Source organism: Mycobacterium sp. C31M (assembly GCF_053345865.1).
In genome coordinates, this window is record NZ_JBKFAX010000001.1 from 450,333 (window position 1) to 463,937 (window position 13,605).

Consider the following 13,605-nt stretch of genomic DNA (forward strand, 5'->3'; position numbering starts at 1 on the left):
CTTCAAGTCTCCCATCCAGTGGCCGCGAAGGGTTTCACGCTAACGCCGCGAGTGGTCCCTGCGGGTGATCTCCAGACAATCTCCACGTTGGCTCCAAGCACCGCGACCGCCCGGCGAACAAGATCGATACATCGATAACGACCACCACCAGGAAGGAGCGGTCATGCGCACCGCACTCTCAGCACTCATCTTCGCTGTCGGCGTCGGCATGTTGACCTCGACCCCCGCACAGGCACAGGCCGGGTCCGCCGCCGTGACCATCGACCAACTGGAGGCCCAAGGCATCGACGTCCGGGTCAACCGGCTGGGCAGCGCACCACTGGACGAGTGCGAGGTCACCGATATCGGCAACGTGCAGGAACAGAAGCGGCTGGTCAACGTCGAGGGGTTCGGCGACCGCAACAGCCTGGTGCCCATCGTCGTCAAACGGACCGTCACCGTCTCGCTGGACTGCTCCCGGCAGACGGGCCGATAGCCGCCGACCTTCGCTCGGCGCGCTCCGGGCCGGCGGTGAGGCTAGCCTCATCATAGTTAGACAAGGGGGTCTAAACTCTGCGGAGTTCGGGTCGACGGATCGGCACGCTCGGTTTGCCGAAACCCCAACTCCAGCAAACGTTTCAGCACAGTAGAAGTAGGTTTGATGACGCAGGTCAGCCGGTTTAATGGGCGCAGCAGCAAAGCGCCGCGCGCCGTTGTCGGCATCCGCGGATGGCGACGCATCGCACCCGTCGCCGGCATCGCGGGGACGGCGGCCGCCCTTGCCCTCGGCACCGGGTGGGCGATCCGGTCGCGTCGACGCGGCGCGCCGACCCCGAAAGGTCTCTACGACGCGGCGGTGGGGCCGTCCGAACCCATCCGGCAGGACGCGGCGTTCCCCGACCGCGACCTGGCACACCCGTCGGTGCCCGCCCACTTCGCCGCGACTGCGCGGGCGCGGGCCGACCAGGTCGCCCTACGCACCGCCACCGAGGATGTCACCTACGGTCAATTGCTCGCTGCGGCAGCGTCTTCGGCCCGGCCCGGGCCCTCCGAGCCCGGACCGCACGCCGTCCTTGTCCCGGCCCCACTGACCGCACCTGCGGTGGCGACTGTGCTCGGACTGTTCGCGTCCGGGAGCCCGGTGGTGGCCCTGGATCCGGCGATGCCGGAGAACCGCGTACAGAAGATCACGGCCATCCTCGCCGAGCACGGATATCGGCATCTCGTGGTGACGGTCCCCGCGCAGTTACCCGTCGGCGCCGAGGCCGGAGATTTCGGTGCCGGCGTCACCCACGACGACCTGACCAGCATCCAGTTCACCTCGGGCTCGACCGGCACACCGAAGGCGGTGCTACATCCGAACGGGTTGTGGCAGTGCGATGCCCAGCTGCTCAACGACCGCTTCGGCCTCGGCGACGGCCGCAAGGTCGCACTGTGCATGCCGATCAGCTTCGCGGCGGGCCTCAACGTGCTGATCGCCTCGCTGCTGGGCGGGGCCGAGATCATCGCGGTCGATCCACAGACGACATCGGCCGCCGATGCCTTCGACCAGATCCTGAACTCCGGCGCACAGGCGATCACCTGCACGCCGGCATTTGTCGACGCCCTGCACCGTGCGGCCCGCGGGCGGACCCTGCCCACGGTGCAGCGCATCGTCACCACCGGCGAGCCGGCCCACGCCCGGCACGTGCGGTCGGCCCGCGAGCTCGCGCCCAACGCCGTCTTCACCAACTGGGCGGGCTCGACCGAGACACTCGCCATCGCCTCCTACGACATCCCACCCGGCGCAACACTGCCGCAGGGTGTCATTCCCGTCGGAGTTGTCGCACCGCACAAGCGGATCGACATCGCCGAGGACGGCGGTGTCTCCATCACGTCGCGGCATCTTTCGCTCGGCTACCTGGACCGGGCGGCCACCGAAGCGACGTTCACCATGCACCCCGACGGATCGCGGACCTATGCCGGTGGCGATGTCGGGCGCCTGGACGAGCACGGCAACCTGGTGCTGTCCGGCCGCGCCGATTCCACCGTGAAGATCCGCGGCTATCTCGTCGAGCCCGCCGAGATCGAATCCACCCTGCTGAGTTATCCCGACGTCGTCGAGGCCGCCGTCATCGCCGACACCTCCGGCACCCCGACGCTGGCGGCATATGTGGCCGCCGATCCCGATGCCCGCACGCCGGCGGTGGCCGATCTGCGGACCCGGTTGCACCGGGATCTGCCGCCCTACATGGTGCCCGCACACATCGTGGTGCTCAGCGCGCTGCCCCGCGGCGACCGCGGCAAGGTGGACCGCACGGCCCTACCACCGGTAGGCCGACCCGAGTTCGATCCTCCTCGCGGAGAACACGAAACGTCGATCGCCACCTTGTGGGCCGCGGCGCTGCACGTGGAGAAGGTGGGCCGCACCGACGGCTTCTACGCGCTCGGCGGGGACTCGCTGACCGTCACGCAGATGCTCACCAGCGTGTACGAGACCCACCGCGTGAAGCTCAACCCCTCGGATCTGGCCAGTGCGCCGACCGTGGCGGAGTTCGCACGCAAGCTGGCCGGTTCCGATGCCGCTGCAGCGCTGCCGCCGACCACCGTGGCCTTACGTCCGTTGTCCGACGACACCATCGGCCCGCCGTTGTTCTGCTTCTCGGGCGCGGGTGCCTCGTCGCTGTGTTTCGTGCCGTTGACCGAGCGGGTGGGCGATCAGACCGCGGTGTACGCCCTGGAACCCAAGGGGCTGGAGAAACGCGCGATCCCCGATATGTCGGTGCGCGCGTCGGCGCGTCGGCATGTGCGCAATCTGCGACGCGTGCAACCGCACGGTCCGTATCGGCTGATCGGCCATTCGCTGGGCTCGCATATCGCGTTGGAGGCGGCCCGTATCCTCGAAAGCGAAGGCGAGACAATCGAATTGCTCGTCATGCTGGATCCGTGGCTGTCACCACTGGCGGCGAAGAAGGCGCGGGCCGAGCTGCCGGATGTGAAGGTGACGCTGCAGGACAACATGCAGACCGATGCCAAATCCTGGTGGGAGCATCAAAAGGAGTTCCGGTTGGCCGGGCTGTTCGTCGGTGATCTCGATCGTAAAACGGTCGCGGTCGAGGAGTGGGGCATGATGATCGGATTGCGCTACGCGCCCGAACCCTGGGCCGGCCGCGCCCTGCTCGTGCTGAGCCATCTCAACAAGGACGATCCGCGGTTGTGGCCCCGGATCCTCACCGGTGACCTGCACATCCGTCACCTGGAGTGCACGCACATGTCGATCGTGCGCGAGCCGCATATCGGTGCGGTCTACGAGTTCGTCAACGAAGTTCTCGCACAGTCCTGACGAAAAGGTCGGGGCGACAGAATGCCCTGTCACCCCGACCATTTCGCGCTTCAGCGGTTGAACAGGCTCCCGATATTGCGGATCAGATTGCGCCCGGCGGTCCCGGCGTTGCGACCCAGATCGTTGCCCGTCCGGTTCACGTTCTGCACGAGGTTGTCGGTGAAGGTGCCACCGTTGACCAGCAGATTGGTGCCCACGCGACCGAGACCCTGCTGGACATCGCTGCCCACCTGCCCGGCATTGCGCTGCAGATTGCTGCCGAACTGGCCGGCATTGCGCACCAGGTTGTCACCGAACTCGCCGATGTCCTCCGGCGTCAGACCGGCGGCGCGCTGCTGGGCGGCGACGTGCGCCTGCGCAGCGGACGCGCTGTCGTCCGCCGATGCCGTCCCGGCACCCGCGACCGCGACGCCCAGACACATTGCTGCGGCGGCACCGGTCAGCACCATTCCTCTGATCATCTTGGGCATCCCCACCCGATTGCTATCCATGATTCGTCTCCCTCCAGCAAATACCTAACGAACCGTCTGAAGCTAACACGGTTTGTGTGGCGCAGATCATATCTGACGCCGAAGAAGTGCCCCCGTAGATCACGGTTCAAACCACATTTTTCTTTGCTGGATCCATGTCATTCGACTAGCTATCGCGACGTGGCAACGTCGCCGGCAGGGAGTGTGACCTCGCCTTTCACAGATCTTGAAGGGCAGCAAGTATTTTCGCTGGCGACAATTATGCCGTTATCAGGCCCTTCCGGCGCCGGGTCGTCGACCAGCATCACCAAGGCCCGGTCGACGACGCCAGCGACAGTTCGGTACACGCACCTTTTGCTACCGAATCAGCAAACATCCTCTCGCCAAGCCTCGGTCTACGGCGAACGGCAAATGCGACACGCCCGAACCAGTCAGCCGATCAGCAAACCTTTACATCAGAACGACCCGTGGCACTTCCCGGTCGCGTTGCGGCTGCCGTCGCCGCACGACTGTCACCTCGCATGTTCGCGGCGGCGCACAGCGCGACGGGCAACGGAACGGAATTCCGCTGCCCGTCGCGAGGCGGCCGCGATCAATCAATCGAAGAGATCTCCGAGGTTCTCGCCGAGGTTGCTTCCGGCCTCGTTCGCGTTGTCGACCAGATTGCTACCGGCATCACCGAGGTTCTCGCCCAGATTGGCGCCTGCATCGGTGGCGTTGCCGTAGACGTTGCCGCCGGCCTCGCTGGCGTTCTCCACCAGATTGTCTGCCGCGGTTCCGGTGTTGATCAACGCATTGGTCCCGGCCCCGCCCAGTCGCTGCTGCGCGTCGCTGCCGACGCGGCCGGCGTTCTGCACCAAGTCGTTTCCGAACTTGCCGAGATTGCGCACCAGGTTGCTTCCGAAGTCCCGGGGATTGCTACTGCTACCAGTGGCGCTCTGCACACTCTGGCGCGCCGATGGGCTGTCCTCGGTGTCAGCCGCGGCGGTTCCGGCACCCGCCACAGCCACCCCGAGCGACACCGCCGCAGCCGCGCCCATCAACGCCACACCCTTGAACGAAATCGGCATGCCCGCACCCTTGCGATCCATCATCATCTCCTATAGCAACACAATTGCGAATCTGTTTTGCGCCCATTGGCACCTCCGTCGCGTACCCGGCTCAGATTCGCGACAAACCCCGATCGGCCCGAACTGACGTTTGCTATCAAGGTCAGAGAAGTTTCAGCAATGCTCGACAACATGGACGCACCCACAGTCGATGCGCGCGATAGGGACATCACAGCAACAACCGATAGTGCCTGATATCAAGAAATTTGCAGCTACTTTGAAGATCAACGCACGTTTTCAGCACCGGCCGACGACTATCTCGCCGATCGCCCGATCGCAGTGATCTTCAATTTGCTGCTGATACGGCAAACCCAAGCCTGGTGACAAATCGATCCGAGCATGCCGGGTTCATCCGCCAGGGCGACCCCACCCCTTGCAGCAAAGCAATGAATCGCGTTTGAAGGAAGACGGGAGACCAGCTGCCACAAAGGCGGGCAGCGGGAGTATCCCCCGCTGCCCGCCTCTTTCGCGCGTGTCTAGCTGCCGAGACTGCCGAGGCCCTCGAGCAGATCGGTGCCGACCTGGCCGAGCTGCTGCTGAGCATTGCTCGCCGAGGTGCCACCGTTGACCAGCACGTCGGTGCCCACCTGGCCGAGCTGCTGCTGCGCGTTACTGGCCGCCGTACCGCCGTTGATCTGCAGATTGCTGCCCACGGTGCCGAGCTGCTGCTGCACGTGTGCGGCTGCCGCACCGCTGTTCTGCTGCAGGTTGCTTCCGAATTGGCCGAGCTGCTGCTGCGCATTGCCGGCCGCGGTGCCGCCGTTGATCTGCAGATTGCTGCCGACGGTGCCGATGTTCTGGGTCAGGTTCGAGCCGAACTTGCCCAACCGCTGCAGCGGCGACTTGTTCGAGCTCTGGGTCGTGCTTTGCCCGGTGTCCGCGTGCGCGGCGCCGGCGGCCACCGTCGCGGCGCCCATGGCCAGCGCGATCCCACCCCCGGCGACGACAGTAGCAGCGATCATCCTGACGGACTTCTCTGTACGTCGGTACATGTTGATCTCCCTTTCAGCAAATTCCCCAACCAACGCGATGAAGCTATCACGTAGGTTGCCTGATGGAATAGACCCCAGCGCAGATTTTCCGAATTCGGCCATCCTGTCGAAGGAAGCGCGTTCGCTGACTCGCGCGAGACCGTAAGCGAAGACCGCACTAAAATCGCTCATTAGACACTATTTGATCAGCTCTTTTCCCAGCCTTGGGAGACGTCTTCCATGATTGCCAGAACGGAAGAACCCCTCGGTCGACCGTAAAAGATCACGATTTGCCATCGTCGTTCAATCAAGATCATGAGTGCGGTTTCAGCAAATCCTGAATTCAGGAGAGTGAACCGACGGAACCGCGCCGCCCACCCAGGCAGACAAAAGGGTCGGTAGCGCCTGCCCCACCGCTACCGACCCTGACCACTCGGTCCGGTCATGAGTTGCTGACAGCTACCCAGTGACCACGACCTTGACACCCACCCAGGGCACCCAGGTCATGTGACCGCGTTGGAAGGTCACCCGCGTCCCGCTGTGGGTCCACTTCTCCGACGAGGTGGCCAACCCCAGTTCGGGCACCCATTTCTTCGCGAATTCGGCACTGGCCCACTGCGCGCCGGTCTGCGGCGAGTACCAGACGCGGAAGGGCTGCCAGCCCCCGAAGTCCTGGTAGCCGTCCTTGAACGTCGTCTTGGGTAGCCCACCGTTACGCGCCCGCGCCAGCTCGATGACCGGCGTCGGAGACGCCGCAAAGGTGCCGGGCGCGGTCTCCCACAACATGCCCAGCGACCACTGCTGTGTCCACACCTTCGAGGTGTTGGCATATACGGGGCTGAGCACCTCGCCAAGAACGGGTGCAGCGGCGGCAGCCTGAGCGGCGAACCTTGCGTACACCTCCCGGACGCCCGGACGGGCCTGCAGCAACCGTTGGGCCGGCTTGGGCACCCAATCGGAGCGGTAGATACCGAACCGCTCGTCATCGTTGCGTCCGGAACTGTTCAGGTCTCTGGTCGTATAAAGCAGCAGGGGGCCGGCGTAGGGCAACTCCTGCCAGGTGCTGATCATGTCGGCGATGAAGTCGGCTTGCTTGGCCTCGCTGACCCGGTTGGTCGGCGCACCGTATTCGGTGACCCAGATCTTGCGGGCGCCGTCTCCGTTGTCCAGCATCACCTTGCGCATCCGGACCAATTGCTCCACCGGCGAATCGGGCTGCAACATCCCGCCGGAGAACTTCATGCTGTAGCTGTACGGGTGATAGGACAATGCGTCCATAAACGATTGGGCACCGTTGGCGTACATCCTTTTCAGAAATGTGACCGGATCAATTGTCATGGCGCCCCAGGTCTTTCCCGATCCCAGGACTCCGCCGAGAATTACCGCCGCCGGATCGGCCGCCTTGATACGCGGATAGGCGGCCTTCAACAGGGCGGTATATCCGGCCGGATCGGGCCACGGGGTATAGCCGGTGAAACCATTGGGTTCGTTCCAGATCTCGTACGCCGCAATTTTGCCTCGGTACCGCTCAGCGACCTTCGCGGTGAACTTCCCATAGGCCTCCGGGGAGGCCGGCTTTCCGTGTGGTGGCATCGAACCGATCGCCATCGCCCACCACGGGCTCGACGTGATGCAGGCGATCACCGAGATACCCGCGGCGGCGGCCGCGGACACCACTCGATCTGCACGGGCCCAGTCGTAGCGACCCTTGATGGCTTCGACGCCGGCCCACGGAATCCCGATCCGGACCAGGCGCACCCCGTCGGCGACCCATTTCTGGACCGTCTGCGTCACCTGGGGTTCGTCATAGAAGTAGACCTGCGAATCAGCGAATCCGATGGTGGTAGCCGGGAAGCTCAACGGATTGAGCGCCTCGGCGATGACCTGCCGCGGCCGATGGGAGGTGGGTGTGGCGATAAGAGCGATGACGCACAGCGCCGAAACAATGGCACCGAGGGCGGTCCGCCACAATTTACGGCGCGGATATATCGTTCTCCGACGCACCGTTATCCCGAACATCCCGCGGCCTTTCCCATTTTGAATACTTTCTAACGGAACGGCCCCCGGAACGACCGCAGCCATATCGGCGTGTCGAAAAAGGTCACCGATACGTCGGGCATGCTGGGGACATGCGGATCGGAGTGGTATTCCCACAGACAGAGTTGGGTGGCGACGCGGGTGCGGTGCGCGCCTACGGGCAGCGCGTCGAGGAACTGCGATTCACCCACATCCTCGCCTACGACCACGTCGTCGGCGCCGACCCGGCCGTGCACACCGGCTGGGCGGGACCGTACGACGTCACCACCACCTTTCACGAACCGCTGGTGATGTTCGGCTATCTGGCCGCGGTGACCCGGACCGTCGAGTTGGTGACCGGCGTGATCATCGTGGCGCAGCGCCAGACCGCTCTGGTGGCAAAGCAGGCCGCCGAGGTGGACCTGCTGAGCGGCGGCCGGCTCCGGCTCGGTATCGGAATCGGCTGGAACGCCGTCGAATACGAGGCGCTCGGCGAGGATTTCGGCACCCGCGGCAAGCGGTCGGCCGAACAGGTGCAGGTGCTGCGGCGGCTGTGGACCGAGCCCTCGGTGACCTACACCGGTGCTCACCACCGGATCACCGGCGCCGGCCTGGCGCCGCTACCGATCCAGCGGCCCATCCCGATCTGGATCGGGTCGGCATCCGACGCCGGATACCGGCGGGCCGGCCGGCTGGCCGACGGCTGGTTCCCCATGATGGGCCCCGGCCAGAAACTCGACCACGCCCGCGGAGTCGTCGACGAGGCCGCCGCCGCGGCCGGCCGGAACCCGGCCGCGATCGGTATGGAGGGTCGCGCGTCCTGGCACGGTGACGACGATGCGACGCTGGCCGAGATCGCCTCCTGGACGCAGGTCGGCGCATCGCATCTGGCGATCAACACCATGGGGGCCGGGTTGGCGACGGTCGACGACCACCTCGAGGTGCTGGGCCGGTTGGCCTCCGCGATCTGAGGCCCGAGGGCATGCGCCCGTACCCTGAAGGGGATATGCGACCCACACCCGATGCCGGTCCGGGCACGCCGAACCGGGTGGCCGCCCTCACCGGACTACGGGCGCTGGCGGCCCTGCTCATCGTCGCCACCCACGCGGCTTATGGCACCGGTCAGCTGGCAGGCGGCTATTTCGGATCGCTGTATGCACGCCTGGAGGTCGGTGTGCCGGTGTTCTTTGCGCTCTCCGGTTACCTGCTGTTCCGGCCGTGGCTGACGGCGGTCCGCGACGGCACCGCGGCACCATCGGTGCGGCGTTATGCCCGGCACCGGGTGCGACGCATCATGCCCGCTTATGTCGTGGTGGTGTTGGCCGCCTACCTGGTGTACGAGTTCCGCCATGCCGGACCGAATCCCGGTCATACCTGGACAGGTCTGGTGCAGCACCTGACGCTGACTCAGATCTATCCCCGACTGGCCGTCATGCATCAGGGCCTGACCCAGATGTGGAGCCTGGCGGTCGAGGTCGCGTTTTATGCGGCCCTGCCGATCCTGGCCGGCCTGCTGCTGAACGTGTTGTGTCGAAGGAGTTGGCAGCCGCGGCTGGTACTGGCCGGGCTGGCCGCCCTCGGTGCGGTCACACCGATCTGGCTGTGGGTGCAGCACGCCACGGACGTGCTGCCCACCTCGGCCAACATCTGGCTGCCCGCCCACCTGATCCACTTCGTGGGCGGCATGGCGCTTGCGGTGCTGCAGGTCGGCGCGGTGCGCTGCCGAGGCGACGTCCCGCTGGTGATCGCGGTGATCGCACTGCTGGTGGTGGCGCTCCCGATCGCCGGAGCGGTGACGGCGGCACCGGTACAGCCGTGGCAAGCCGTGCTGAAATCCACCCTGTACGCAGTGGTCGCGGTGGGCCTGCTGGCCCCATTGGTGCTCGATCCCGGAGGTGGATTCGCCCGCCTACTGGGCAGCCGGCCGGTGGTGTGGCTGGGCGAGATCTCCTATGAGGTCTTTCTGGTGCACGTGATCCTGATGGAAGTGGCGATGGCCTCGGTGCTGCGCTGGCCGGTGTTCACCGGGTCGATGCCGGGCCTGTTCCTCACCACGCTGGCGCTGTCGGTTCCGGCAGCGTGGTTACTGCACCGCTGGACCCGGGTCCGCGGTGAACCCGTCGGCGCCCAACAGCGTCAACCCGTCTGAGCGTCGGTCCTACTGCGCTGCTGCCACGGCCAGCGCCCGGTGATCTCCAGCTCCAGCGACCAGCTCAGAAACGTGCGGATCAACACGATGCCGGCGAGCACCGCGACGCTCTCCCAGGTCGGGGTGACCGCCACGGTCCGGATTATGTCGGCGGCCACCAGCAGTTCCAGCCCCAGCAGGATCGAGCGTCCCAGTCGTTCCCGGAAGAACCGGTACGCGTCGCCGGTCTTGCCGAGGATCCGACGCGCCGTCGCGGCGGCCGCCAGCAGCGCGCCGATGGCGATCACCGCAACACCGATACCGTCGATGACCTCGCCCACGGTCTCGATGACCTCGTAGAAGCTCATGGCGCAACGGTATTACGGCTCAGCCGCACTGGTGTGTTGCCGCGCAGCAGGTTTGACCCCGCCATGCCTCGCGTCCCTCCTTGACCGCGACGGCCGCGATCACCAGAGCGGCCACGGGGTCGGCCCAGGACAACCCGAAGGCGCTGTTGAGCAACAGCCCGGCCAGCAGGACCGCGGACAGATAGGTGCACAACAGGGTCTGTTTGGAATCCGCCACGGCCGAGCGTGATCCCAGCTCCCGACCGGCCCGACGCTGAGCCCAGGACAGCACCGGCATGATCAACAGGCTCGCCGCCGCAAGCCCGATTCCGATCGGACTGTGCCGGGCCTGCTCGGCGCCGGTCAGCGCCCGCACCGCGTCCACCGTCACGAACAGTGCCAGCCCGAAGAAAGAGAACGCGATGATCCGCAACGCCACCTTCTCTCGCTCTTGCGGCCTCCGGCCGGCGAACTGCCAGGCCACCGCGGCAGCCGAGGCCACCTCCACGGTGGAGTCCAGGCCGAACCCGATCAGCGCGGTCGACGACACCCGGGCGCCCTCGGTCAGCGCCACGATCGCCTCGATCACGTTGTAGGTGATGGTGATCGCGACGAACCACCGGATGCGACGGGCCAGGGTCGCCTGCCGCGCCGCTGTCGTTCCGACGGTCATCAGCAGCACGCGCAATCGGTGCAACAACTCGGGTCGACGGCCAGCACCAGACCCATCAGATCGCCCAGCGCGCGGGCGATCCGGTCATCGGCCAACTCGTAGCGGGTCCGCCTCCCCTCGGGCACCGCGGTGACCAGGCCGCAGCCACGCAGACAGGACAGGTGGTTGGACAGGATCTGCCGCGACACCCCCAGTTGCTCAGCCAGTTCAGACGGATAGCCCGGTGCCCGGTTGAGGTTCAGCAGGATCTGGGCTCGCGTCACATCGGAAAGCGCATGACCGAAGCGCGACAGCGCATCGGTATGGGACAGGGTTTCCATGACGCAGATAGTACATCAATTTATGTACTATCAGGAGGTCGCCATCCGTCAGCCTGCGGCTCACCGCGCTCGCCTGACAGGGGTACGTGCAGCGCATCAGCATCGGCACAATGCGTGAGCGCTGGCCGTTGACCGGCCGGGACGAGGAGTTCGGCGTCATCGCCGGATCCCCTGGCCGGCCACGGTTACCGTGGCGTCGCACTGGCCGGAAAGGCGGTGTCGGCAAGACCCGGACTGCGCGGTACGAATCTGGCGGCTGACCCAGGGCAACGTGATGTTTCTGCGCGAGACCGTCGAGCACGAACGGGCGGCCGACCGGTTGATCGCCTGCGGAGATCGTGGAACAACAGATCGGGAGTGTTCCCGCCGACGGCGATGTGGTTTTTCGTCGGTCACCCGATGTATGCCGAAGTGCGACTCGACCATTGTGGTCCGACACGGCTGCGCAGGCTGCGCGGACAGCTCGCCGCTGTCATGAATGATGGTTCCGGTAAGGCATATTCGGTGCGACGCGGACTGCTGCGGCTGGAGTCCGACCTGCCTGCCGACCCCGCGGTTCTGTCGGCGTACCGGCTCAGGTGCACCGGCCTACAACCTGTTCATGCAGCGCAAGGGCTCCGCCGCCCTGGCACTGGCCGGCACGGCGGCGCTGGCCGCCGGCGACCTGACCGCCGCGCTGCACCTGCTCCCCGACGTCCACACCGACACCGACACCGACACCGACTTCGTGCTGGCCAACAGCTTTCACCGCTTTCAGCTGCTGCGCGCACAGGCGCTGGCGCGGACCGGACAGATCGATGCGGCCGAGGCGGCGCTGCAGAGCGCCCACGCCCACCGGCACCCGTCCTATGTCTATGTCCAATCGAGTGCCGATATCGCCGCCGCCTGGCTGGCCGCCGCCCGGTTGCGGCTCGGCGAGGCCCGCCAACAGGCCTGGCGGGCAGCGCAGTTCGCCGCCGCACACGGTCAGTGGGCTCGTGAGCTGCTCTACCTGCAAACCGCCGTGCAGTTCGACGACACCTCGGCGAGACCGCGGCTTACCGAACTCGCGCGTCTGGTGCGGGGCCCACGGGCCTCGCTTGCCGCGTAGTACGCCGACGCGGTCGCCCGTGACGATGCCGAGCAGCTGGAACAGATTTCGGCGCAGATGGAATCGATTGGCGGCGGCCGATGCCGCCGGGCAGGCCGCGGCCTCCTATCGGCGGGGCGGTCAGCCCGGCGATCGCGGCGGCCCGGTTCACCCCGCCGTTCACCCAGCGGGAACGCGAGATCGCGCTGCTGGTGGCGCAGGGTCTGACCAACCGCGAGATCGCCGAGAATGTCTCGCTTTCGGTGCGCACCATCGAGGGACACATCTACCGGGCCAGCTGCAAGGCCGGGTAACCGTCACCTCCAGTCGCGGAACGCGCCGAGCAACCGGTCCCGGAAGGCCGGATCGAGTTGACCGGCGTCCACCTTGCCGAGCGCACCGACGGTGGCCTGCAGCTGCTGCAGGTAGTTGTCGCAACCGTCGCACTCGGTGAGGTGGATGTCGAACCGCGCGCGGGTCTCCAGATCCAGCGCACCGTCCAGATAGGCGGTGACCAGTTCGACGAGCTCGTTGCAGTTCATCGGCTCGCTGTCCGTCATGCCGGCTCCTTCAGGTAGTCCTCGAGTGCTTGGCGCACCGCGGCCCGCCCGCGGTGCAGCAGTACACGTTGGTTGGCGACGGTGATCTGCAGCAGCTCACACACCTCGGCGGCATCCATCCCCAACACGTCGCGCATCGTGACGACCTCACGCTGGCGGGCCGGTAGCTTGTCGAGCTCGCGGCGGGTCACGGCGAGCAACTCGTCACCCAGCAGCGAGCCCTCCGGCGTATCCGGGAACGGGGTGGGCGCCTGGTGTTCCTTCCAGTGCCCGGCCCATTCGTCGGACGCATCGCGGAACCGGGCCGGGTCCACGGTGCCCTCGGTGAAGGCCAGCACCGCCACCTCGGTATCGCGCCGTTCGCGTAGACCGCGGGTCTTGGCAATGTTCACCAGCACGGTGAAAAGCCATGTCCGCAACGATGATCGGCCCTCGAACCGGTCGAGACCTTTGAGCAACGCAACCCAGGTCTCCTGGACCACCTCCTCGGCGATCTGATGATTCGGCACATAACCACCGGCCACCCGCAGCATCGACGCGGTGTGCCGTTCGACGAGCGCGGCGAAGGCCGCCTCGTCACCGCCCCGCAGGGCGGCGACCAGGGCGGCCTCATCCGGTGCCGTGGTGGTCATGGCGACACC

Annotated in this window: 15 protein-coding genes; 6 read left to right on the plus strand and 9 right to left on the minus strand. The window is 66.2% G+C overall.

Annotated elements, in window-relative coordinates; translation table 11 throughout:
• Nucleotides 1-163 precede the first annotated feature (163 nt).
• Together ACLBYA_RS02120 and ACLBYA_RS02125 are read left to right on the plus strand one after the other, a co-directional pair.
• Entirely contained in the window at nt 164-475 is a 312-nt protein-coding gene (locus tag ACLBYA_RS02120; protein WP_447707692.1) for a hypothetical protein, read from the plus strand.
• A 165-nt stretch (nt 476-640) separates the two neighbouring features.
• Complete coding sequence (locus ACLBYA_RS02125; RefSeq protein ID WP_447707693.1) at nt 641-3,301, plus strand: AMP-binding protein; 2,661 nt, start codon at nt 641-643, stop codon at nt 3,299-3,301.
• A 50-nt stretch (nt 3,302-3,351) separates the two neighbouring features.
• Here the strand turns inward: ACLBYA_RS02125 and ACLBYA_RS02130 are convergent, their stop codons facing one another.
• The 4 genes from ACLBYA_RS02130 to ACLBYA_RS02145 all read right to left on the minus strand — a co-directional run bounded on the left by ACLBYA_RS02130 (nt 3,352) and on the right by ACLBYA_RS02145 (nt 7,822).
• The gene (locus ACLBYA_RS02130; protein ID WP_447707694.1) at nt 3,352-3,792 is read right to left on the minus strand and encodes a hypothetical protein; all 441 of its coding nucleotides are present in this window, start codon (nt 3,790-3,792) and stop codon (nt 3,352-3,354) included.
• A gap of 575 nt (nt 3,793-4,367) precedes the next feature.
• On the minus strand, nt 4,368-4,841 hold the full coding sequence (locus ACLBYA_RS02135; protein ID WP_447707695.1) for a hypothetical protein: 474 nt from the start codon (nt 4,839-4,841) through the stop codon (nt 4,368-4,370).
• Nucleotides 4,842-5,356: 515 nt separating this feature from the next.
• Nucleotides 5,357-5,974, minus strand: a complete 618-nt coding sequence (locus ACLBYA_RS02140; RefSeq protein WP_447707696.1) for a hypothetical protein — start codon at nt 5,972-5,974, stop codon at nt 5,357-5,359.
• A 336-nt stretch (nt 5,975-6,310) separates the two neighbouring features.
• Complete coding sequence (locus ACLBYA_RS02145; protein WP_447707697.1) at nt 6,311-7,822, minus strand: cellulase family glycosylhydrolase; 1,512 nt, start codon at nt 7,820-7,822, stop codon at nt 6,311-6,313.
• A gap of 158 nt (nt 7,823-7,980) precedes the next feature.
• Between ACLBYA_RS02145 and ACLBYA_RS02150 the strand changes: the two genes are divergently transcribed.
• Both ACLBYA_RS02150 and ACLBYA_RS02155 read left to right on the plus strand, forming a co-directional pair.
• A complete protein-coding gene (locus ACLBYA_RS02150; RefSeq protein WP_447707698.1) occupies nt 7,981-8,838 on the plus strand; it encodes an LLM class F420-dependent oxidoreductase in 858 nt (285 codons plus the stop codon).
• 35 nt (nt 8,839-8,873) lie between these two features.
• The gene (locus ACLBYA_RS02155; RefSeq protein WP_447707699.1) at nt 8,874-10,016 is read left to right on the plus strand and encodes an acyltransferase family protein; all 1,143 of its coding nucleotides are present in this window, start codon (nt 8,874-8,876) and stop codon (nt 10,014-10,016) included.
• Here the strand turns inward: ACLBYA_RS02155 and ACLBYA_RS02160 are convergent.
• Genes ACLBYA_RS02160 through ACLBYA_RS02170 form a run of 3 tightly spaced genes read right to left on the minus strand, consistent with a single transcriptional unit; the run spans nt 10,004 to nt 11,335 of the window.
• Nucleotides 10,004-10,363, minus strand: coding sequence for a DUF1622 domain-containing protein (locus tag ACLBYA_RS02160; RefSeq protein WP_447707700.1), 360 nt, complete (start codon nt 10,361-10,363; stop codon nt 10,004-10,006). The two genes, ACLBYA_RS02155 and ACLBYA_RS02160, sit on opposite strands and share 13 nt — an antisense overlap.
• A gap of 19 nt (nt 10,364-10,382) precedes the next feature.
• Entirely contained in the window at nt 10,383-11,015 is a 633-nt protein-coding gene (locus ACLBYA_RS02165; RefSeq protein ID WP_447707701.1) for a cation transporter, read from the minus strand.
• Nucleotides 11,015-11,335, minus strand: coding sequence for an ArsR/SmtB family transcription factor (locus ACLBYA_RS02170; RefSeq protein ID WP_447707702.1), 321 nt, complete (start codon nt 11,333-11,335; stop codon nt 11,015-11,017). The genes ACLBYA_RS02165 and ACLBYA_RS02170 overlap by 1 nt, the downstream gene beginning before the upstream one ends.
• A 601-nt stretch (nt 11,336-11,936) precedes the next feature.
• Here ACLBYA_RS02170 and ACLBYA_RS02175 point away from each other — a divergent pair.
• Together ACLBYA_RS02175 and ACLBYA_RS02180 are read left to right on the plus strand one after the other, a co-directional pair.
• Nucleotides 11,937-12,425 (plus strand): hypothetical protein, encoded by a 489-nt coding sequence (locus ACLBYA_RS02175; protein ID WP_447707703.1) that lies wholly within the window; start codon nt 11,937-11,939, stop codon nt 12,423-12,425.
• A gap of 80 nt (nt 12,426-12,505) precedes the next feature.
• Nucleotides 12,506-12,718, plus strand: coding sequence for a response regulator transcription factor (locus ACLBYA_RS02180; protein ID WP_447707704.1), 213 nt, complete (start codon nt 12,506-12,508; stop codon nt 12,716-12,718).
• A 3-nt stretch (nt 12,719-12,721) separates the two neighbouring features.
• Here the strand turns inward: ACLBYA_RS02180 and ACLBYA_RS02185 are convergent, their stop codons facing one another.
• Nucleotides 12,722-12,964 (minus strand): anti-sigma factor family protein, encoded by a 243-nt coding sequence (locus ACLBYA_RS02185; protein WP_447707705.1) that lies wholly within the window; start codon nt 12,962-12,964, stop codon nt 12,722-12,724.
• Nucleotides 12,961-13,596, minus strand: coding sequence for an RNA polymerase sigma factor (locus ACLBYA_RS02190; protein ID WP_447707706.1), 636 nt, complete (start codon nt 13,594-13,596; stop codon nt 12,961-12,963). The genes ACLBYA_RS02185 and ACLBYA_RS02190 overlap by 4 nt, the downstream gene beginning before the upstream one ends.
• Nucleotides 13,597-13,605 lie beyond the last annotated feature (9 nt).